Annotated in this window: 19 protein-coding genes and 3 pseudogenes; all 22 read right to left on the minus strand. The window is 48.2% G+C overall.

What is annotated here, in order from left to right:
• Positions 1-8: 8 nt before the first annotated feature.
• The 22 genes and pseudogenes from PVOR_RS20230 to topA all read right to left on the minus strand — a co-directional run bounded on the left by PVOR_RS20230 (position 9) and on the right by topA (position 20,060).
• Complete coding sequence (locus tag PVOR_RS20230; RefSeq protein ID WP_006211317.1) at positions 9-374, minus strand: response regulator; 366 nt, start codon at positions 372-374, stop codon at positions 9-11.
• A gap of 29 nt (positions 375-403) precedes the next feature.
• A complete protein-coding gene (gene fliY, locus PVOR_RS20235) occupies positions 404-1,663 on the minus strand; it encodes a flagellar motor switch phosphatase FliY (protein ID WP_006211318.1) in 1,260 nt (419 codons plus the stop codon).
• Positions 1,653-2,653: pseudogene (gene fliM, locus PVOR_RS20240) on the minus strand (flagellar motor switch protein FliM). Before fliM ends, fliY begins: the two are co-directional and overlap by 11 nt.
• Positions 2,654-2,688: 35 nt before the next feature.
• Positions 2,689-3,153 (minus strand): flagellar basal body-associated FliL family protein, encoded by a 465-nt coding sequence (locus PVOR_RS20245; protein ID WP_006211319.1) that lies wholly within the window; start codon positions 3,151-3,153, stop codon positions 2,689-2,691.
• Positions 3,150-3,374 (minus strand): flagellar FlbD family protein, encoded by a 225-nt coding sequence (locus PVOR_RS20250; protein WP_006211320.1) that lies wholly within the window; start codon positions 3,372-3,374, stop codon positions 3,150-3,152. The genes PVOR_RS20245 and PVOR_RS20250 overlap by 4 nt, the downstream gene beginning before the upstream one ends.
• Before the next feature lie 51 nt (positions 3,375-3,425).
• Entirely contained in the window at positions 3,426-4,250 is an 825-nt protein-coding gene (locus tag PVOR_RS20255; RefSeq protein ID WP_006211321.1) for a flagellar hook-basal body complex protein, read from the minus strand.
• Positions 4,251-4,328: 78 nt separating this feature from the next.
• Positions 4,329-4,718 carry a TIGR02530 family flagellar biosynthesis protein gene (locus tag PVOR_RS20260; RefSeq protein ID WP_006211322.1) on the minus strand — a complete coding sequence of 130 codons (390 nt, stop codon included), beginning with the start codon at positions 4,716-4,718 and terminating at the stop codon, positions 4,329-4,331.
• A complete protein-coding gene (locus PVOR_RS20265) occupies positions 4,715-5,281 on the minus strand; it encodes a flagellar hook capping FlgD N-terminal domain-containing protein (RefSeq protein WP_006211323.1) in 567 nt (188 codons plus the stop codon). The genes PVOR_RS20260 and PVOR_RS20265 overlap by 4 nt, the downstream gene beginning before the upstream one ends.
• Positions 5,282-5,301: 20 nt before the next feature.
• Positions 5,302-6,645 carry a flagellar hook-length control protein FliK gene (locus PVOR_RS20270; protein WP_006211324.1) on the minus strand — a complete coding sequence of 448 codons (1,344 nt, stop codon included), beginning with the start codon at positions 6,643-6,645 and terminating at the stop codon, positions 5,302-5,304.
• A gap of 47 nt (positions 6,646-6,692) precedes the next feature.
• Positions 6,693-7,625, minus strand: coding sequence for a kinesin (locus PVOR_RS20275; RefSeq protein ID WP_040680752.1), 933 nt, complete (start codon positions 7,623-7,625; stop codon positions 6,693-6,695).
• 39 nt (positions 7,626-7,664) lie between these two features.
• Positions 7,665-8,108, minus strand: a complete 444-nt coding sequence (gene fliJ, locus PVOR_RS20280) for a flagellar export protein FliJ (RefSeq protein ID WP_006211326.1) — start codon at positions 8,106-8,108, stop codon at positions 7,665-7,667.
• A 9-nt stretch (positions 8,109-8,117) separates the two neighbouring features.
• Entirely contained in the window at positions 8,118-9,437 is a 1,320-nt protein-coding gene (gene fliI / locus PVOR_RS20285; RefSeq protein WP_006211327.1) for a flagellar protein export ATPase FliI, read from the minus strand.
• Positions 9,421-10,275, minus strand: coding sequence for a FliH/SctL family protein (locus PVOR_RS20290; protein WP_006211328.1), 855 nt, complete (start codon positions 10,273-10,275; stop codon positions 9,421-9,423). The genes fliI and PVOR_RS20290 overlap by 17 nt, the downstream gene beginning before the upstream one ends.
• Positions 10,268-11,284, minus strand: a complete 1,017-nt coding sequence (fliG, locus tag PVOR_RS20295) for a flagellar motor switch protein FliG (protein ID WP_036642439.1) — start codon at positions 11,282-11,284, stop codon at positions 10,268-10,270. Before fliG ends, PVOR_RS20290 begins: the two co-directional genes overlap by 8 nt.
• Before the next feature lie 11 nt (positions 11,285-11,295).
• A pseudogene (gene fliF, locus PVOR_RS20300) lies at positions 11,296-12,877 on the minus strand (flagellar basal-body MS-ring/collar protein FliF).
• A 34-nt stretch (positions 12,878-12,911) separates the two neighbouring features.
• Positions 12,912-13,220 carry a flagellar hook-basal body complex protein FliE gene (fliE, locus tag PVOR_RS20305; protein WP_006211330.1) on the minus strand — a complete coding sequence of 103 codons (309 nt, stop codon included), beginning with the start codon at positions 13,218-13,220 and terminating at the stop codon, positions 12,912-12,914.
• Between the two features lie 42 nt (positions 13,221-13,262).
• A complete protein-coding gene (flgC, locus tag PVOR_RS20310; RefSeq protein WP_006211331.1) occupies positions 13,263-13,712 on the minus strand; it encodes a flagellar basal body rod protein FlgC in 450 nt (149 codons plus the stop codon).
• A 5-nt stretch (positions 13,713-13,717) separates the two neighbouring features.
• On the minus strand, positions 13,718-14,125 hold the full coding sequence (gene flgB / locus PVOR_RS20315) for a flagellar basal body rod protein FlgB (RefSeq protein ID WP_006211332.1): 408 nt from the start codon (positions 14,123-14,125) through the stop codon (positions 13,718-13,720).
• Positions 14,126-14,583: 458 nt separating this feature from the next.
• Complete coding sequence (gene hslU / locus PVOR_RS20320; protein ID WP_006211333.1) at positions 14,584-15,990, minus strand: ATP-dependent protease ATPase subunit HslU; 1,407 nt, start codon at positions 15,988-15,990, stop codon at positions 14,584-14,586.
• Between the two features lie 48 nt (positions 15,991-16,038).
• Complete coding sequence (gene hslV / locus PVOR_RS20325; protein WP_006211334.1) at positions 16,039-16,581, minus strand: ATP-dependent protease subunit HslV; 543 nt, start codon at positions 16,579-16,581, stop codon at positions 16,039-16,041.
• A 27-nt stretch (positions 16,582-16,608) separates the two neighbouring features.
• Positions 16,609-17,943 carry an FADH(2)-oxidizing methylenetetrahydrofolate--tRNA-(uracil(54)-C(5))-methyltransferase TrmFO gene (gene trmFO / locus PVOR_RS20330; RefSeq protein WP_370511096.1) on the minus strand — a complete coding sequence of 445 codons (1,335 nt, stop codon included), beginning with the start codon at positions 17,941-17,943 and terminating at the stop codon, positions 16,609-16,611.
• 15 nt (positions 17,944-17,958) lie between these two features.
• Positions 17,959-20,060: pseudogene (topA, locus tag PVOR_RS20335) on the minus strand (type I DNA topoisomerase).
• Positions 20,061-20,074 lie beyond the last annotated feature (14 nt).

The raw sequence follows: 20,074 nt of genomic DNA on the forward strand, positions 1-20,074 counted from the left end.
AGATACCCTTATACGCCAAGCGTCTTATTGATGGCTTCAATTACTCTATCCGATTGGAACGGTTTAACGATAAAGTCTTTCGCTCCTGCCTGAATCGCATCGATCACCATTGCCTGCTGACCCATGGCGGAGCACATAATCACTTTTGCGTTCGCATCAACTTTTTTAATTTCTTTAAGTGCCGCGATACCATCCATTTCAGGCATCGTAATATCCATCGTGATCAGATCTGGACGGAGTTCTTTAAATTTCTCGATTGCTTGTGCACCGTCCTGTGCTTCCCCCACAACCTCGAATCCGTTCTTGACCAATATGTCACGGATCATCATTCTCATAAATGCAGCGTCGTCCACAATCAGAATTCGGTTAGCCATTGATAAAAATCCTCCCTAAAATGTTTGTGCTATTGTAATTTTTGAATCCGGTCCCATTGGCTTACGATATCCGTCACACGCACACCAAAGTTCTCATCGATAACGACGACCTCACCTTTGGCAATCAATTTATGATTGACAAGGATGTCTACAGGCTCACCGGCCAGCTTGTCCAGCTCGATAATCGAACCTTGCGACATTTCCAAGATATCCTTAATTTGCTTTTGAGTCCTTCCTAATTCTACGGTGACTTTAAGGGGAATGTCCATCAGTAAGTTCAGATTGTTTTCATCCACCTGGGTGTACGGTGCAGATTGCAGGTTAGCGAACTGCACAGGCTGCACATTTACATTACGATTTGGCATTCCGCCATACTGCTGTGGATGCCCTTGATAAGGCATCTGAGGCTGGCCATACGGCATGGATTGCGGAATGGGTCCTCCATGACCTTGTGCAGGCTGCTGGTAGCCTTGTCCATAATCATATCCATGCCCCGTTTCATTCGCATACCCTGGATCGACTGGTGATTGAGCCGGTTCCTGCGTGTTAACCGGTGCTTCCACTGTTGGTGCGGCTTCTTGCTTCGCCGGCTGAGGCTCTTCTGTTCCGTTGATAAGCATATGGACCATGTCCTTGGAAAAATGAACGGGAAGCAGCTGCATGATGGTTGAATCAATAAGTTCACCGATAATTAATCGGAATGAAATCTTAATCAGTGTTTCATCCTGCGGAAGGTTATTTACTCCTTCCCCATTCGCCATATCCAGAATGTCAATGCCCGGTGGAGATATATTGACAAACCGGTTGAAAATCGTCGACATGCTCGTTGCGGAAGACCCCATCATCTGGTTCATGGCTTCCTGAACGGCACTGATATGAATTTCGTTCAGTTCCTCTTCCACGGGGTTTCCTTCCCCGCCTAACATCAGGTCTGCAATGACTTGAGCATCGCGTGTTTTAATGACAAGGGAATTAATCCCTTCGAATCCATCTACATAAGTAACATGTACTGCTACATGTGGCTTCGGAAATTCTTCTTCGAACTGGCTTCGTTTAATGATCGACACTTTAGGTGTCGTGATATCTACTTTTTTGCCCAGCAGGGTGGACAGAGCCGTTGCAGCACTGCCGAAGGTAATATTGCCTATCTCACCCAGTGCATCCTGCTCTAGAGGTGTTAATACATCATCGACAGTCGCCGCCGAAGGAATTGATGCTGGTGATGCCATTTCCGACTGTTTTAACAAAGCGTCGATTTCTTCCTGGGATAAATAATCTTTACTCGTCAAATTCTTCAGCTCCTTCGATGACAATTTCATCGATTTGTACAGCAACCCGATCTTTTATCGTTCCGGGACTGCCAATATACTTTAATTTGTCGCCAACCTTGATGGATAGTCCATCATGCATCGGTTTGTTCAATGAAATGACATCTCCGACACTCAGACCCAAAAATTCGGATACCGTCAGCTGTGACACGCCTAAGCTCGGCAACAATGGAAAGCTGGGCTTTGTCTTACACGCTGTTTGAGAGCATCCACTTCCTCCGGCACACTCGCCTTTTTCTCCGAGATGAACCATTGGTGCGCGGATAACTTCGACATAATCGGCTCCAGTACAACATGCGGAATACACAGATTAATCATTCCCGTGGTGTCGCCGATTTTGGTACTAAGCGATATCAGTGCAATGGTTTCGTTCGGAGAAACGATCTGCATAAACTGCGGGTTCGTTTCCAGCGCTTCAAGACGCGGCGATATGTCCAGCACCGTTTTCCACGCTTCTTGCAGGCTGTCAAATGCCCGGCTGAATATCCGCTCCATAATAATCGTTTCGATCTCGGTCATCGAGCTGATCGAAGACGGAGCAATTCCCGTTCCTCCCAGCAAGCGGTCCAACATCGCGTAGGCAATGTTCGGATGTACTTCGAGCACCATGCGGCCTACCAGAGGTTCTGCCTCAAATATATTAAGAACTGTCATTTTAGGTATAGAACGGATAAATTCATCATATGGTAGCTGTTCAACCTGTACCACATTGATTTGCACAAAAGTACGTAACTGCGCCGAGAAGTAGGTTGTTAAATATCGTGCAAAATTCTCGTGAATCCGGGTCAAACTTCGAATATGATCCTTCGAAAACCGGAGAGCCCTCTTAAAGTCATAAGAGCGAATCTTCTTCTGTGTTTCCTCTTTTTTCAGTTCTTCAGCATCCATTTCCCCTGAAGAGAGAGCGGCCAATAAGGCATCGATCTCATTCTGCGATAAAACATCAACCATCTACTCACCCCCTTACAGGTTGTCCGACGAACCGATTAGATTTCAACGATCATTACATCTGTCATTTCGATTTGAATTAAGCGCCCGGATGTTAACGACTTATTGATCAGATTCTGCAGCTTAGCGATAAACTGCTCTCGTCCCTTGGAATCGTTAAGCAATTCGGGTTTCGTGTCGACTAACGTCTTGATAATAATCGGTTTGATCTTGATTTCCTTGATTTTGTCGAATTCTTCCTTTGCTTTCTTGTCACTCAGCTGAAAAGCAAAGGCCATCTGAGCAATATATCCAGGATCAGCGATATTTGTCTTGATGCCGGTAATTTCCGATGTCATCTTCACGATCTCATCAGCCGACATTTTCGACAGGGCAGATCCGTTCCCGGAGGCAGTATCCTTTTCGTTATCTCCAACCAGCTTGTTCGACAACAAGAATATCGCCAGAACAATCAACGTGATGGACAACAGAATCGTAATTAACCAGGGGAGCATCTTTTTCATGAAGGTTCCTCCAATTGCTGCACTTTAATGGTGGCTTGGTGAATGCCTACCTCGTGATGGTACGCTTTAATGGAAGAGATGATTTCATTTGCACTTTCAAGCACAATCATTCGCTTTCCATTAATTAATGTAATGTAGGTGTCCGGAGTCTCCTCAACCATTTCTATCAACAGAGCGTTAAGCCACAACTGCGAACCGTTTAACCTCGTTACCGATATCATGGACAGCCTCCTTGTTTAATTAGGGAGGGGGTTGCCCCTCCCTACCCATCCTTATCGTTTCAGATTGACAACCTCTTGAAGCACTTCATCCGAGGTTGTAATAATCCGGGAGTTGGCTTGGAAACCACGCTGAGCGACAATCATTTCTGAGAATTCACTTGTCAGATCAACGTTGGACATTTCAAGCTGGCCGGCAATAATCGCACCCGTTCCTTCTTCAGCGTCGTTCCCTTCAAACATAACGGCAGCCACATCGCCATCAGGTACTGCATTCAGGGTCACGCGATACATATTGCCTCCGATTTTCTCCAGACCTTCCGGATTCGGAATTTTTGCAACGCCGATAATAGCTCCCGCTTCAGTAGTCCCGTCACTCAGCTTCTGTATAATAGCGCCATTCTGAGCAATCGTGAATGCCGTAACGTCATCACCCAGCTGAATAGGATCACCCGCTGAATCGAGAACGAGCATTCCGTCTGAAGTAACCAGGTTACGCGCTACATCGACATGGAAGTCGCCTGCACGAGTCAAGAAAGGTACTTCTTGATCCTCGCTAAGCTTCACCATGAAAAATCCGTCTCCGTCAATTCTCAGGTCCGTCGGGTTATGGGTTGTCATGGCACTGCCTGGCGTATGCATGGTATCGATCGATCCGATCGACACACCAAGACCGATCTGCTTCGCATTTACACCACCGGATGGATCGTCGGTTCCCGGTGTAACACCGGACATCGTTTGGCTAAGGATATCTTTAAACATTACACGTCCCGCTTTAAACCCAACCGTGTTTACGTTGGCAATGTTATTACCAATGACATCAAGCTTGGTTTGGAAACCTCTCATTCCGGAAATGCCGGAATACATGGATCTTAACATCGATTTTCCTCCTTCTGTTGTGGACCGCCTCTGTCGATCAGCGGCCGCCTGGCTTCCTCACGGGCCAGCCAGATTTATTTATGAAATAATGACCGCGCTATCGATTTTCGTGAACACATTATCCTTCATCGCCTTACCATCCATCGCAGTGACCACGGTCCGATTCGGAATATTTACAATAAGTGCCATATCCTTCATGAGGATGAGTGATTCCTTGCTGCCCTTGGCTGCAGCTTTTTCCACTGCGCTCTGGATCTGTTCGAGCTGATCTCCCTTTAATTCAATTCCGCGCTGCTCAAGCCTCTTGGCAGCATGGTTACTGATTTTAAGAAGGTTCTCATTCAGCAGCTCCTGAAACGTACCCGCTGGTGGACTGGACTGAGCCTGCACTTGCTTTCGATCATTATGAAGCGCGGCGGGATGTATCTTCCCAGGATATAGCTGTCCAATCATCATACGGTCGCTCATGGCGTTGTCCCCCCGGACTCAATCTCATCTTGTGCGGGTGACTCGGCTTCAGGTTCTGTCGGATCAGGATTGCTTGTTCCCGGTTCCGATGGACCTGGATTCGGCATTTCCGGATCATTCCCGGCTGGAGCGTTCTCGATTTTCAAAATCTGATCAAGGGCTACTTCGCTTTCCCCGATCTTTGCATAATGAATACCGTCACGAACAATGATCGAATCAACGATACCGCTCTTCATGACCGTATTCTCCGATCCATCCTCCGGTTTAAACATCCAGCTGATCTGTTTGCCGATCAAACTTGAAGCTGCGCCCAAAGACTGGCTCATTGCAGTCAATTGCGTATTGATATTCATCAATTGCTCCAGGGAAGTAAACTGGGCCATTTGGGCGATAAACTCCCGGTCCTGCATCGGTTGAAGCGGGTCCTGATGCCGCAGCTGTGTAATCAAAATGCTCAAGAACTGATCTTTTCCAAGCTCCTGACCATTTCCGTTTTTGTTACTGACATTCCCTTTGGCGTAGTTAGGCCACATATTTTTAGTAGATACCGGCTCTGTTGCCATCCAAGCTCACCTCCTCACTGTTAGGCTTTAGCGGTAAATGTTCCCGTTTGCACGCCTTCTACTTCCGCTTGATGCTCTGCTATCCATTCGTTCAGTTCTTCCGTCAGGTTTGCTGCTAATACGGCATCATCGGAAGGCCCGTCCTTCTCCTTCGAGCGATGCTGTGACTGCTGCTGTCCTGATCCAGGCTGGCGGCCGTCCTGATAAAGATTCGACGTCGAAGGCTGGCTGCTCTGTGTGACTTCTATTTTTTCTACCTGAAGTCCCTGTGCCAGCAACGCGCTCCGAAGCTGTGCCATTTGCTGGTCAATCAACTCCTTCGCATCCGTTGATTTGGTCATGAACTGTGCAATCAATTGCCCGTTCTGCATCGTAAGCTTAATATCGACTTGTCCCAGATGCTCTGGATTCAAGGAGATCCTTGCTTCCGTGAACCCGGTTTGCTTCACGATTTCCATCTTATTAATGATGAAGGAGGTCATTTCGCTCGAGAAATGCTCTACAGGCACCGGCGGTGCTGCAGGTTTCACTGCAACTTGTGTTCCGGAACGCAGGGCTAGTTGACCCGCAGTAACCGGTCCTTGCTCCAACAGTGAATCTCCTTCGGTCATAACGAACTCCGTTCCTGTGCCGTCAGAGCTGGCCTTGGTTGTCAAGGAAGCCCAATTGGCATTAGCTGACCCTGTCGTTTGGGACAAAGTCGACTGACCGGCTGTGTTCGTGGATGCATTAGGTAAAATTGCATCCGGCTGCTTCTGGTTTAAAATGCTGTTAAAATTCCCGTTGGCCTTGCTCTCTGCCGTTCCCGTTCCTTGACCCAGTAGACTATGGAAGGATTGGACCAGCTGTTTTACGGCTGCCTCGGTGTTCAAATCCAGCTTGCCGGATTTAGAGAGCATGGATGCCAGCTGGCTAATCGTATCCTGTACAACAAATCGAATCGTATCCGGACTCGAAGCCAATGGGGACATTTCATTTCCATCCGTGTTTCCTTGTGCTTGAGAAGCAGCTCCGCTTAACAACTGATTAGCTTGTGTCAGCCAGTTCTGAAGCTCCTGGAGCAAGGAAGGGTCCTCGTTTAATGCCTGGTCCATGGAGTCAAGCTCCTGAAGCAGGCCTTGAAGCAGTTCCATCAAGCCTTCCAGCGATTCATCCGTTTCCGATGAATAATTCGCGAGCAGGGATTCCAGCTTTGCAGCGACTTCAGTTGAAGCGGTCGAAGCGCTGTTACCACTGCTGTTCATCTGGTAAGCCAGGGTTGAATCGAAGGAAACGCCCGCTGCCGCTTGGCCAGCCGCACTTGCCTTCCCGCTGCCAGAAGAGCTGCTTACGGATGTAGACATGTTCTGTACCATGATTGTCATCGTCTTATTTCACCTCCTTTCCCAAGGATGGAGATTCATTTCAGAGCTTATTTAGAGCCCATCAGGCGATTCAATATCTTAGCTGCCAGCTCCGCGTCTTTTGAAGACATTGCATTTAAAATTCGTGAACGTGTAGCATCATCCACCGTATTCAGAATGGTCATTGTCTTGGCGGGGCTGATCTTGTACGTTTGCATCAACAGCTCGGCAGCATTGGCAGGTGTCATTCCGGCAAACGTCTGATTCAACTGGTTTTTGTCCAGATTATCGGATGTCTTCTTCTGCGCAGCTTCCGTTTCATTCTTCTTGACCCTGGATTGCAGAGCCGCAATGGCCATATCCTCGGATGTCTCTGCGTCTTTCAGCATCATGGTTGCATCCGCTGCTGTTTTTGGATCCATCTTTTGAAGAATAGCGACCCGGTTGCTGCTCTTCATCTGGCTGAGCATCAGCACCATTTCTTCCAGCGTTAAGTTCTGCATGATCGGTGCCGCTTTGCTCGGGCTCATATCGGCGTAAAGCTTGGACAACTCGCGAATCTGCATCGTGTACGCATCTTCCTCTGGCGCCTCGCCGCTAGCCGCCGTGCTTTGCATTGAATCAATCTGGGTTTCCAGCTCTTTTACCTTGTTTTCCTGTGTTGCTTTTTGCTCGGTTACTTCATTTAATGTCTCTTCGCGTTCAGCAAGCTGCTTCTTAAGCTCTACAATCGTTGCTTCCGCACTTTCTTCCTGCTGCTTCGCTTCCTTAAGTTTCTGTTCTTCCGGAGTAAGTACCGGATCAGGAACCCAATTCTTCACAATTGGAATTTTGTTAGCTACATCAATGAGTCCATCCCGGACATCGGCTCTGAAAAATACCGCAAGAGCCCCCAGCAGGACGATTGTGAATATAGCCGGCACTAAAATCAATAATATCCGTTCAAATCCTCCACTTGATTCTTCTTTGTCAAGCGGCATATCTTTTCGTGACACTCTCATTCCTCCTTCGCGGTCATTACCCAGCGGTATTTGCAGACCTTAACGGGCTTTGATCGCAAAACGTACCGTCGCCATTTCGTCCAGCTCGTTTTGTTCCCGAAGGAGACTTTCATGCCGGAACTTTTCTTGGGATTTGTCTCTTGCCTTCAGCCACACTTTCTCATCAAGCATCTTGTCGGATAACACCTTCTGTTTCTTCGTTACATTGACATGAGCGAGCCGTATATCATCCCGTTTCCGCTCAATGCATTCTTCCAGATGCTCTGCATAAACCTGAATATTTCGAATTTCAGCTACAGGTACGCAGCGCGATGCTGCTTCTTGTTGAGCGTGATACATTTGATCCCGCATCGCATACAGCTCATTCAGACTATTCTCTTCCGCCTGAAGTTTTCCGATGGCACTTGACAGCATCCATTCGGCTTGTGTTTTCTCGTTGCTTTTCAGGTCTACGATTTTCTGGAATGCATAATGAAATTTCATTCTTCAAAGTCATCTCCTTGAAAACTCGGAAATCAAACGTTCCTGAACCTCATTCAATGTTGTTTTCTCATTCACTTTTTGCTTCGTAAAATCCCATATTCGCCCGATATATTCGATGGACTCATCGATATCGGCATTCGAGCCTTCTTGATAGGCTCCGATATTGATCAAATCCTCGGAATCCTTGTACACCGCCATCAGTCGTTTTACATTCTCGGAAGCGTCAATTTGCTCCTCAGGCGAGATATCTTTCATCACCCGGCTGATACTTGCCAACACGTCGATAGCCGGAAAATGTCCTTTATTTGCTATATTCCGGTTTAACACGATATGGCCGTCCAATATGCCCCTAACCGCATCAGCAATCGGTTCGTTCATATCGTCGCCATCTACAAGCACCGTGTAAAAGGCAGTAATGGAGCCTGTCGGCCCAGTTCCTGCACGTTCCAGCAGCTTAGGCAGACTTGCAAATACCGAGGGAGTGTAACCACGCATCGCGGGCGGTTCCCCTACGGCAAGCCCCACTTCGCGCTGTGCCATTGCATACCGGGTAACGGAATCCATCATCAGCATCACATTCAGCCCACGATCCCTGAAATATTCGGCAATCGTTGTGGCGATTAAAGCTCCTTTAATGCGGATGAGGGCTGGCTGATCTGAAGTCGCAACGATCACGACGGATCGCTTTAGCCCCTCAGGTCCCAGGTCCCGCTCGATGAAGTCAAGCACCTCTCGACCGCGTTCTCCGATCAAGGCAATGACATTAACATCGGCAGAGGTGTTTCTTGCAATCATCCCCATCAAGGTACTCTTCCCGACACCCGACCCGGCAAAAATACCGACCCGCTGCCCTTTGCCGATGGAGAGCAGTCCGTCAATCGCTCGAACACCGATGCTGATCGGTTCCTGAACTCTCGGCCGATTGAGCGGATTCTGTGGAACGTTATGGGTTGAATAATGAGGCATGCGAGCTGGAATGATGGAACCGTCCAGCGGCTGTCCTAATCCATCCAGCACCTTGCCAAGCAGTTCAGAGCCTACCTGCACACTCAGTGGCTTCCCGGTGCCGACCACATCACAGCCAGGTCCGATGGAATGAAGCTCGCCCAGCGGCATCAGCAGCACTTTATTATCCCTGAAGCCAACGACCTCAGCCTTGAGCGGCTTGGATTGCTTCGTGGGATAGATGTAGCACACATCGCCAATGCTTGCGTCCGGGCCTTCGGATTCCACCATCAGTCCGATAACCTGAGTTACTTTGCCGTTGATTCGAACGGGATCTAAATGCCTTAAATGATCCATATATCGTGCGCTATTCAGCTTCTTCATCTTGATTTCTCCGTTCCTCGTCATCAAGAGCGAACCGCACCAGTTCTTTTTTAATCTCGGACAGCTGCGTATCGATGCGGGCATCCACACTTCCGAATGAGGAGCGGATCACACAGCCGCGATCCTTCACCGTAGAATCCGGCAGAATTTGAAGCTCTGCCTGGGAATCGATTGATAATCCGAGTTCTTCCCGTGCCGCATAGACAAATTCAAACTGTTCGGGAGCCACACAGAGCGAGATGATTCCTTTTTCCCGTTTGCGGGCCAGATTCTTCCGAATGAGCTCCAGGGTAAAGTCAGGCTCGATTGTTAACTGATGATCCAGCACCTTCTCGGCAATGCTGCAGCTGAGCTCCACCAGGAACGGCTCCGCCTCCTGAATTAAATCGTCCTTGGCCTGGTGAGCCAGTTGGAGCAATTCGCTAGCTTGAACCGTCGCCTGCTCCATCAGTTCCTTCATCTCAAGCTCTGCCTTGGCGGAGCCCTCAGCATATCCCTGATTAAAGCCTTCCATCTTCAGCGTCTCAGACAAATCATCATCCTGAAGCCTGCGTTCAGTCCACCATGCTTCAATCTGCTGCTGCGCTTCGGTCAATAACCGTTCCGCTTCTTCCGAAGCCTCCCGTATTTGCCTTTCGGCAAACTCTTGGGCATCCTTCAGCATCTCATGCTTCAAACGTTCGGCTTCAGCCAGCGTCTGCACAACTGCCGGCTCGGCAGTCGGAGGAGCATACTCCTCGACCGTTTCCTCGGTTGGTGAAGCGTAACGACGAGCAAGATCCAACTCTTTCAACACATCCATCGGTTTATAGTGGGACGATTTGATCAAGTTAGACAATGATGTCATCTCCTCCGCCACGGGCTATAATGACCTCGCCCGCCTCTTCGAGTCTTCGGATCGTGCTTACAATCCGAGTTTGAGCTTCCTCAACATCACGCAGCCGCACCGGACCCATGTATTCCATTTCTTCGCGGAAGGTTTCGGCCATACGCTTGGACATGTTCCGGAAAATAACATCGCGCACCTCTTCGCTTGCCACCTTGAGCGCAAGCTGCAAATCCGCATTCTCGACATCGCGGATAATACGCTGTATAGAGCGATTGTCCACATTGACGATATCCTCGAAAACAAACATCCGCTTCTTGATTTCTTCTGCAAGCTCGGGATCCTGGATTTCCAAGGAATCGAGGATCGTTCTTTCCGTTCCGCGGTCAACCCCGTTCAGGATTTGAACGATGGACTCAATGCCGCCGGCACTTGTATAATCCTGAGTCACCGTCGCTGAAAGTTTCTGTTCAAGCACACGCTCGACCTGGGAGATGACTTCAGGAGAAGTACTGTCCATCACAGCTACCCTGCGGGCAACTTCTGCCTGCTTCTCTTGCGGAAGCGAGGACAAAATCGCAGAGGCCTGCTCGTACTGGAGATAAGACAATACGAGAGCAATCGTTTGTGCATTTTCGTTCTGGATAAAGTTCAGGATTTGGCTTGGGTCCGCTTTGCGGGCGAAGTCAAACGGTCTTACCTGAAGCGTTGCGGTCAACCTGTTGATCACTTCCATCGCTTTTTGTTGACCAAGCGCCTTCTCCAAAATTTCTTTAGCGTAATTAATGCCGCCTTGGGAAATGTACTCCTGGGCCAAACAAATCTGATGGAATTCTTGAATGATGCTATCTTTCTCGACACTGTCGACTTTGCGAACGTTCGCGATCTCTAGTGTTAATTGTTCAATTTCATCATCTCGAAGATGCTTAAATATTTGAGCAGACACTTCCGGGCCAAGTGTAATGAGCAGTATAGCTGCTTTTTGACGTCCGCTTAACATTTGGTTATTTCCCTTAGCCAATGCTTCCACCTCTATTCCTCAGCTAGCCATGTGCGAAGTAAATTCACGAATTCATCTGGCTTCTTCTTCGCCAAGGTTTCGAGCTGCTTACGAACCTGGCTTTCATTGGTTATACTTTCGAGATTTATTGATGGGAATTCTGTAACTGGCGGAAGCTGAACGTCATCTTCAAGCTCTTCCTGCTGTTGTCTGCGTCGGCGGATAAAGAAGTAGGCTCCCCCCGCAATCAATGCTAACGCAGCAATACCAATTCCCCATAATACAGGCTGAGAAAAAACAGTTTTCGTATTTTCATCCGGATTTACATTAAATACCTGTGAATTAACCGAAACTTTTTTGGACAGATCAGCGTCTGTATAAGTAGAACCCGAATCTGCAAGCGATGCTCTTACAATGTTGACCAGAATGTTTTGAATAGCCGTTCTTGTAGGATCGTCTAAAGCTTGTTGTCCCGCAGGTGGTTCAACCGAGACATTAATGGTTAAATCTTTAACAGTATATGGGCTTGCAATGATATCCTTGGTAATCCGGTTAACTTCGTAGTTAACCGTTTTGGAGAGCTCTTCCGAGTTCGTTTCACCGCTTCCAGAGTCGCTTGGATATCCTGGAACAGCCTCTTGGCCTACACCGGCCACTCCGCCGGTCGGACTGCTGGTTCCCGAATAGTTCTTCTGGATTTCCTGAACACTGAGCTCAATCCCCTTCATTTCTTCTTCATCCACAGGGGTTACGATGTTTTCCTTGCTCTGCACCTGATCGAAATTCAGTTTGGAAGCGACGAGAACATTCACTTTATTCGAACCCATGTACTGCGATAGAAATTGCTGGACATTTTGCCTAACTTCGCTTTCGAATTTTTTCTGAAGAGCAAAGTTCTCTTCCACCTTGCCAATCAATCCGCCTTGACCGCCCTTAGCTGTTGCGAGCAGCTCGACTTCGTCATTGGTGATTGTAATATTCTCAACCGGCAAGTTTGGAATCGCAGTCTTCACGAGGTTGTAATAGCCGTCGATGACTTCCTGATTAGGACGATAGCCCGGCTTAAATTGCACAACTACGGAAGCACTGGCTTTATCTTCGTTCCCGTTTTTCGCAAATACACTTTCCTTGGGAAGGTTTAATAGCACGGTTGCATCTTGAACGCCCTGCATCTTCTCAAGCAACCGTTCTACTTCGCCGTTCAGTGCATTTACATATTTCACTTCGAACTCGTTATCGGTCATTCCGATGGCTGACGCATTCTTCTCGAAGGTTTCGAATCCGATCGTACCATTCTGCACAAGTCCGTTGTGAGCCTACATCAATCTGGACTTTAGCTGCACTCGTGCTAGGTACCAGGATGCTTCTGCCATCCTCACTCAGCTTATAAGAAATTCCTTGGGTCTCCAGGTGGCTGATGATTCCCGCGGCATCGCTGGAATTCAAATCCCGGAATGCTACTTCGTATTTCGTCTTAGAGAACTGCATCGTTAGTACGATCAGAGCAATCAGAACAAATGCTATTGTAGCGATTAACATTATTTTTTGTTTGTTGCTGAATTGGTTCCAATATTGGGTCATTCTTTCCCGATACTGGGCGATTCTCTCGTTCACATTGTCACCCCATCCGAAACTTTGCTAGAAACATTTAGATTTGCGTGCGCATGATCTCTTGATAGGCTTCTACCACTTTGTTTCGGACCTGTGTTGTGAGCTGAATGCTCAACAGAGCCTGTTGGGCGGATATCATCGCCTGATCTACGTTTACTTGTCCAATCATTAATTTATCGGTCATCATATGTGCATTCTGTTCCTGTGCTGACACAGAGTTCAGTGCTTCATTCAGGTAAGAACCAAAATCGCGGATCGATTCAGAAGGAGTCGCTCCATTTTTCACTTGCTCTTGTAGTTGAAGTGGCTGTACGCCCTGAACACTGAACATTGCGTTTTGAATCATAATTCTGTCCTCCTACTATGTGTGCTTATGTATTTTATCTTCTTATCTTCCAATCTCTAATGCCTTCATGATCATGGCTTTCGAAGCATTTATCGCTGTTACGTTAGCTTCGTAAGAACGGGTGGCTGCAAGCATATCCACCATCTCCTTCGTTATATCCACGTTAGGCATAAAGACATAACCTTCTGTATTTGCATCGGGATGAGTAGGGTTATATACCCGTTTCAGCGGCGCTTGATCTTCCTGCACTGCCGCAACCTTTACTCCTTGTCCCGCGTCCTGACCACTCATCTGAGCTCTGAGAAGTCCTTCAAACGATTCTTGCTGCGGCTGAAACACAACAGTCTTTCGGCGATACGGAACGGCTTGTCCATTCTCGATTCGCGCGCGAGTGGTTTCCGCATTGGCTATGTTGGAGGAGATGACATCCATTCGAAGCCGTTGTGCTGTAAGAGCTGATGCATTAATCCCAAAGCTATTGCTAATATTCATGAACCCTATCTCCCTTCAATAGCTGTACGCATCATTCGAATCTGCTCATTTACAGCTTGTATGTATGAATTATAACGAAGCTGATTCTCTGCAAGCAGCGACATTTCTCTGTCTGCATCGACATTATTCTGGTTGTTGTTCATAGAGCTGCTTCCATCCTTCATGACTGAAGCGTCGGGAATCCCCCCTGTAGGACCAATAACAAAATGTCGGGGATCCGTTCTTCTGCCCTGAAGCGATAAATCGGCTCCATCCATTTCCTTTTTCAGAAGACTCTCAAAGGATACCTCGGATCGCTTAAAATGAGGAGTATCCACGTTCGCGATGTTGTTCGCAATCACATTGTTTCTGAGATTTGCCGCATCCAAACCGCTTTGAAGCCGTTGAAAAGAACTATTGTTCAACAGTTTCACTAGCTCATTCCTCCTGACTGGACTTTGCAAGAAGATATTCCACTCTTCCCAGCTAAATCCTCTTTTTTCGACAAAGAATATAATCCGTACGCACTAACCTAGGTCTTAAGTAGAAAAAGACAACATGATGTCACATAAACTAAGTTTCTTAAAGATTGGGACTTTTTACAATAAGAAAAAAGCCCTATCTTTTACCAAAAAGAAGGGCTTTGTATTCATTTTTATTCGGTTTTTTTCTATATTATTGCAAATCGTACCACTAATTCTGTAAATTTTAATCGTTTTTCCCCAAACGATAGGTCCCGGAACATTTAGAGAAATTCACAAAAAATTGCGAAAACCGTCCCGGCACCTTCCAACATGCGAAAGCTCTTCGACAACTTGCTGCGAGGTTTCACGATGAATATCGACAATTATCTCCGTGCGTTTACTCGGCTAATAGGCCTATATGGCTGCAACTACAGGATATATTGGCTTAAATCCCGATCCTGGGCGATACCTGCGAGCTTTTCCCGGACATATTCCGGCGTAATCACCATACGGTCCAGCGTAAGCTCAGGTGCCTCAAACGAGAGGTCTTCAAGCAGTTTCTCCAATATGGTATGAAGTCTGCGTGCACCGATATTCTCCGTGTTCTGATTCACTGATGCAGCAATCTGGGCAATTTCCCGAATCGCCTCAGGAGAAAACTCCACTTCAAGATCCTCCGTTCGCAGCAGATTGACATATTGTTTCGTTAACGCATTTTTCGGTTCTGTCAAAATCGACACAAAATCGTCCAAAGTCAAACTGCTCAGCTCTACCCGGATCGGAAAACGTCCCTGTAGCTCCGGAATCAAATCCGATGGTTTGGCAATGTGAAATGCGCCTGCAGCGATAAACAGCACGAAATCCGTTTTTACCGGACCGTACTTCGTCATGATCGTTGAACCCTCTACAATCGGCAAAATATCGCGCTGAACGCCTTCTCTGGAGACATCCGGTCCCGATTGTCTGCCTTGACTCGCAACCTTATCGATCTCATCAATAAAGATAATACCCGATTGTTCAGCCCGGCGTATTGATTCCTGGATAACGTCATCCATATCAATCAATTTACCTGCTTCCTCTTGTGTGAGTACTTTCCTTGCTTCCTTGACGGATAGTTTGCGTCGCTTGGTCCGCTTCGGCATGAGGTTGCCAAACATCTCCTGCATGTTCATGCCCATCTGGTCATTCCCTTGGCCGGCAAACATATCAAACATGTTGGGAGCAGCATCCTCCACATCAATCTCTACCGTGTCATCCTCAAGTTTGCCCGACAGGAGATTAAACCGGACCTGCCTGCGTTTCTCCTTGAGACTTACGTCCTTATCTGCCGAATCCTCTTCTTCCGCCTGTGTATCATTATTGTTTCCGCCAAACAGCATTTCGAATGGATTACGCTGACTCTTCTGCCCCTTGGTTGATGGCGCCAGCAGCTCTACGATTCGCTCATTTGCCAATTCTTCGGCTTTGTCCTTCACCTGCTCCGTGCGCTCCAGCTTCACCATGCGTATGGCAGTTTCCACAAGGTCCCGTACCATTGACTCCACGTCACGGCCAACATAGCCAACCTCCGTGAACTTTGTGGCCTCGACCTTCACAAAAGGCGCATGGACGAGCTTCGCGAGTCTTCTCGCAATCTCCGTTTTACCCACGCCGGTAGGTCCGATCATCAGAATGTTTTTCGGTACGATCTCGTCCCGCTCGTCATCGGTAAGCAAACTGCGGCGATAACGATTGCGAAGTGCAACGGCGACTGATTTTTTAGCTTCCTTCTGGCCTACGATGTATTTATCCAGTTCGGATACAATCTGTCTAGGCGTCATCGATTCTTTACTCATCGCGAATACCTCCACCCTGATATGGCTATTTGTTGCTATATGGCATTCTTACAGCTCTTCGACAATAATATTGCTGTTAGTATAGACACACACCTCTGAAGCGATTTGAAGCGCTTCTCTGGCTATGTCTTTTGCTTCCATATGCCCCGCATGGCGCTTAAGCGCACGTCCCGCCGACAATGCAAAATTGCCCCCTGAGCCAATGGCCAGCACATCATCATCCGGCTCGATAATTTCTCCGCCGCCAGAGATCAGCAGCATCCCCGTTTTATCCATAACAATCATCAAAGCTTCAAGCTTGCGAAGCACTCGGTCTTGACGCCAATCCTTCGCAAGTTCGACAGCGGCACGCTGCAAGTTGCCATGATGCTCCTCCAGCTTGCCCTCGAATTTCTCAAACAACGTAATAGCATCCGCCACAGAACCGGCAAAACCGGCGACAACTTGTCCCCGGTAAAGACGGCGCACTTTCTTGGCGGTCTGCTTCATGACTACACTTTCACCAAATGTGACTTGACCATCGCCGGCAATGGCAGCTGTGCCATTATGCCGAACAGCACAAATCGTTGTGGCGTGAAAAGTCATTTCCATGATGGCAGGACCTCCCTAAGAAATAAGTTACATCGTATTTAGTTCTTTAGCATTAATAAACACACGAATTCCGTCAAGAGCACGGTTAGCAAGAGCGTCATTTTTTTCCTTTTTGTTACGTATGCGTTTCTCTAGATTCGGAAGAAGACCGAAGTTCGCATTCATCGGTTGGAAATTATCAGGATCTGCATGGGTTATGTAGTATGCCATGCTGCCGATAGCTGATTCCTGAGGGAAAACGACACCCTCCTGCCCCTGTGCTGCTCTTGCTGCATTAATTCCTGCAATCAAGCCGGATGCTGCTGATTCCACATAGCCCTCAACGCCTGTCATTTGCCCTGCCAGATACAGATTAGGTCTGGTCTTTACCTGATAGGTCTGTTCGAGCAGCTTAGGCGAATTAACAAACGTATTCCGGTGCATAACGCCATATCGTACGATTTCAGCGTTCTCTAGTCCCGGAATCATGGAAAGGACCCGCTTCTGCTCGCCCCACTTCAGATGGGTCTGGAAGCCAACAAGATTATACAGAGTTCCCGCTGCATTATCCTGACGCAGCTGCACAACCGCGTGCGGCAGCTCGCCCGTATGCGGGTTTACCAGTCCCACGGGCTTCATCGGGCCGAATAAGGCCGTTTGTTTGCCGCGTTTCATCATAACCTCGATCGGCATACAGCCCTCAAAATAAATCTCCTTCTCAAACTCTTTCAATTGGGCAACCTCGGCATTGATAAGGGCATCATAGAAGGCATCAAACTCTTCTTCCGTCATCGGGCAATTGAGATAAGCTGCCTCACCTTTATCATAGCGGGATGCCAGATACACTTTGCTCATATCGATGGAATCCTTCTCCACAATCGGAGCAGCCGCATCGTAAAAATAGAAATAGTCTTCGCCCATCAGCTCTCGGATTTGCGATGACAGTGCGGGAGAAGTGAGCGGTCCTGTTGCGATAACAACAATGCCTTCTTCAGGTATATGCTGAATTTCTTCATTTACGACCTCAATCAACGGATGGTTATGCAGCGTTTCCGTAATTTCGCCTGAGAATCCATCACGGTCAACGGCCAGTGCGCCGCCTGCCGGTACGGAATTGCGATCTGCCGAGCCGATAACAAGCGAGTTCAGCATCCGCATTTCTTCCTTCAGTACGCCTACCGCATTAGTCAAGCCGTTCGCCCGAAGTGAATTGCTGCACACAAGCTCAGCGAACTTGTCCGTATGATGCGCCGGTGTCTTTACGACCGGCCGCATCTCATATAGTGTAACGGGTACGCCACGGCTCGCGATCTGCCAGGCAGCCTCACTGCCTGCAAGTCCCGCACCGATAACCGTAACCCTCTGTGAATCTGTCAACGTCATTACCCCCTGTATGCCTTACAAATCTGCCGCTTCATCCGGTTCCTCAACCATTTCGGAATAATCACAAGAGGTACACTGAAGCTTGACCCCTTGCTTGCTCTTCTTCTCCACCATTAAACTGCTGCAGCTCGGACACGGCTTCGTTGAAGGTTTATCCCAGGATACAAAATCACATTCAGGATAACGATCACATCCAAAGAAGACGCGCCCCTTCTTGCTTCGCCGTTCCACCACGTGACCTTCCTTGCATTTCGGACACGCCACACCGATATCTTTCACAATCGGCTTCGTGTTACGGCAATCCGGAAAGCCCGAACACGCAAGAAACTTGCCGAAACGGCCAAGCTTATAAACCAGGGGCTTGCCGCACTTCTCGCATATTTCATCGGAAACCTCATCTTCGATTTCGATTTCCTTCATTTCTTCCTCTGCTACTTCAAGACGCTTTTCGAAGGATTCGTAGAACTCAGCCAACACCTTTACCCAGTCCTCGGAACCTTCCTCCACATGGTCAAGGTCCTCCTCCATGTTCGCGGTAAACTCCACATTGAGGATTTCAGGGAAGAACTGCTCCATCTGTTCGATGACAAGCTCACCGAGCTCGGTTGGCATGAATTTTTTCTCTTCGATTGCAACGTAGCCCCTCTTCTGGATCGTCTCCAGTGTCGGCGCATACGTACTAGGACGCCCTATGCCGAGTTCCTCAAGCGTCTTGACCAGCCTTGCCTCTGTATAGCGTGGCGGCGGCTGTGTGAAATGCTGCTTCGGCTCAATATCCTGTTTCTCCAGCACGTCACCCGTGTGAAGCTCCGGCAAATACTTATCTTCCTCTGTCGTCCCGTCGTCGTTACCTTCGACGTAGACCTTCATGAATCCAGGGAAACGAACCTTGGAACCGGTCGCGCGGAAGACCGTATTGTTTGCAGCGATATCTACAGAAAGCGTATCCAGTACTGCTGAAGCCATTTGACTCGCCACAAAACGCTCCCAAACGAGTTTATACAAGCGAAGCTGATCCCGGCTCATAAACGGTTTCATGGATTCCGGATCCCGAAGTATGGAAGTGGGACGTATCGCTTCATGCGCATCCTGAGCGTTGGCTGCTTTTTTCGAATATTGTCTCGGGCTCTCCGGTACGAACGAATCACCATACTTCTCGGTGATATATTCCTTCGCTTCTTCTTGAGCTGTCCCGGAAATACGGGTCGAGTCTGTACGCATATAGGTAATCAAACCGACAGTGCCTTCTTTGCCCAGCTCGACACCCTCGTAAAGCTGCTGGGCAACCGACATCGTCTTGGCAGCCCGGAAACCAAGTTTGCGTGCAGCTTCCTGCTGCAGTGAACTGGTCGTAAATGGTGGTGACGGGTGACGCTGGCGCTCCCGCTCTTTCACTTCACCCACTTGGAAGGAAGCATCCCGAATGGCTTCGAGAATTTCATTCACTTCCTGTTCGTTGGTCAATTCCTTCTTCGCACCGTTAAGCTGTGTAAATTTCGCTTCGAATGCAGATCCGTTCACGGCCAGCTTGGCCGTAATGGTCCAGTATTCTTCCGGAACGAATGCACTGATTTCGTTCTCGCGATCCAGGATGATTTTGACGGCTACGGATTGAACACGACCAGCCGAGAGACCCTTTTTCACTTTCTTCCATAGAATAGGGCTGATCTTATAACCAACCAAACGATCCAGGATGCGTCTTGCCTGCTGCGCGTTAACCAAATCCATGTTAATTTTGCGCGGCGTCTTAAAGGCATCCTTCACGGCCGTTTTCGTTATTTCATTAAATACAACCCGCAGGCTTTGGGTATCATCCAGCTCCAATGCATGCGCAAGATGCCATGCAATGGCTTCCCCTTCGCGATCGGGGTCAGCTGCGAGGTATACTTTCTTCACCTTTTTGCTAGCATCCTTAAGTTCCTTTAAGACAGAACCTTTTCCGCGGATCGTAATGTATTTCGGATTGAAGTCATTTTCCACCTCAACCCCGATCTGGCTCTTCGGCAAATCGCGAACATGACCCATTGAAGCCTTCACGATATACTTGCTGCCGAGTATATTTGCCAACTCGTTTTCGCCTTAGCAGGCGACTCTACGATGACGAGTGAATCCGCCACAGGTTCATCCTCCT

Source organism: Paenibacillus vortex V453 (genome assembly GCF_000193415.1).
GTDB classification, from domain to species: domain Bacteria; phylum Bacillota; class Bacilli; order Paenibacillales; family Paenibacillaceae; genus Paenibacillus_AQ; species Paenibacillus_AQ glucanolyticus.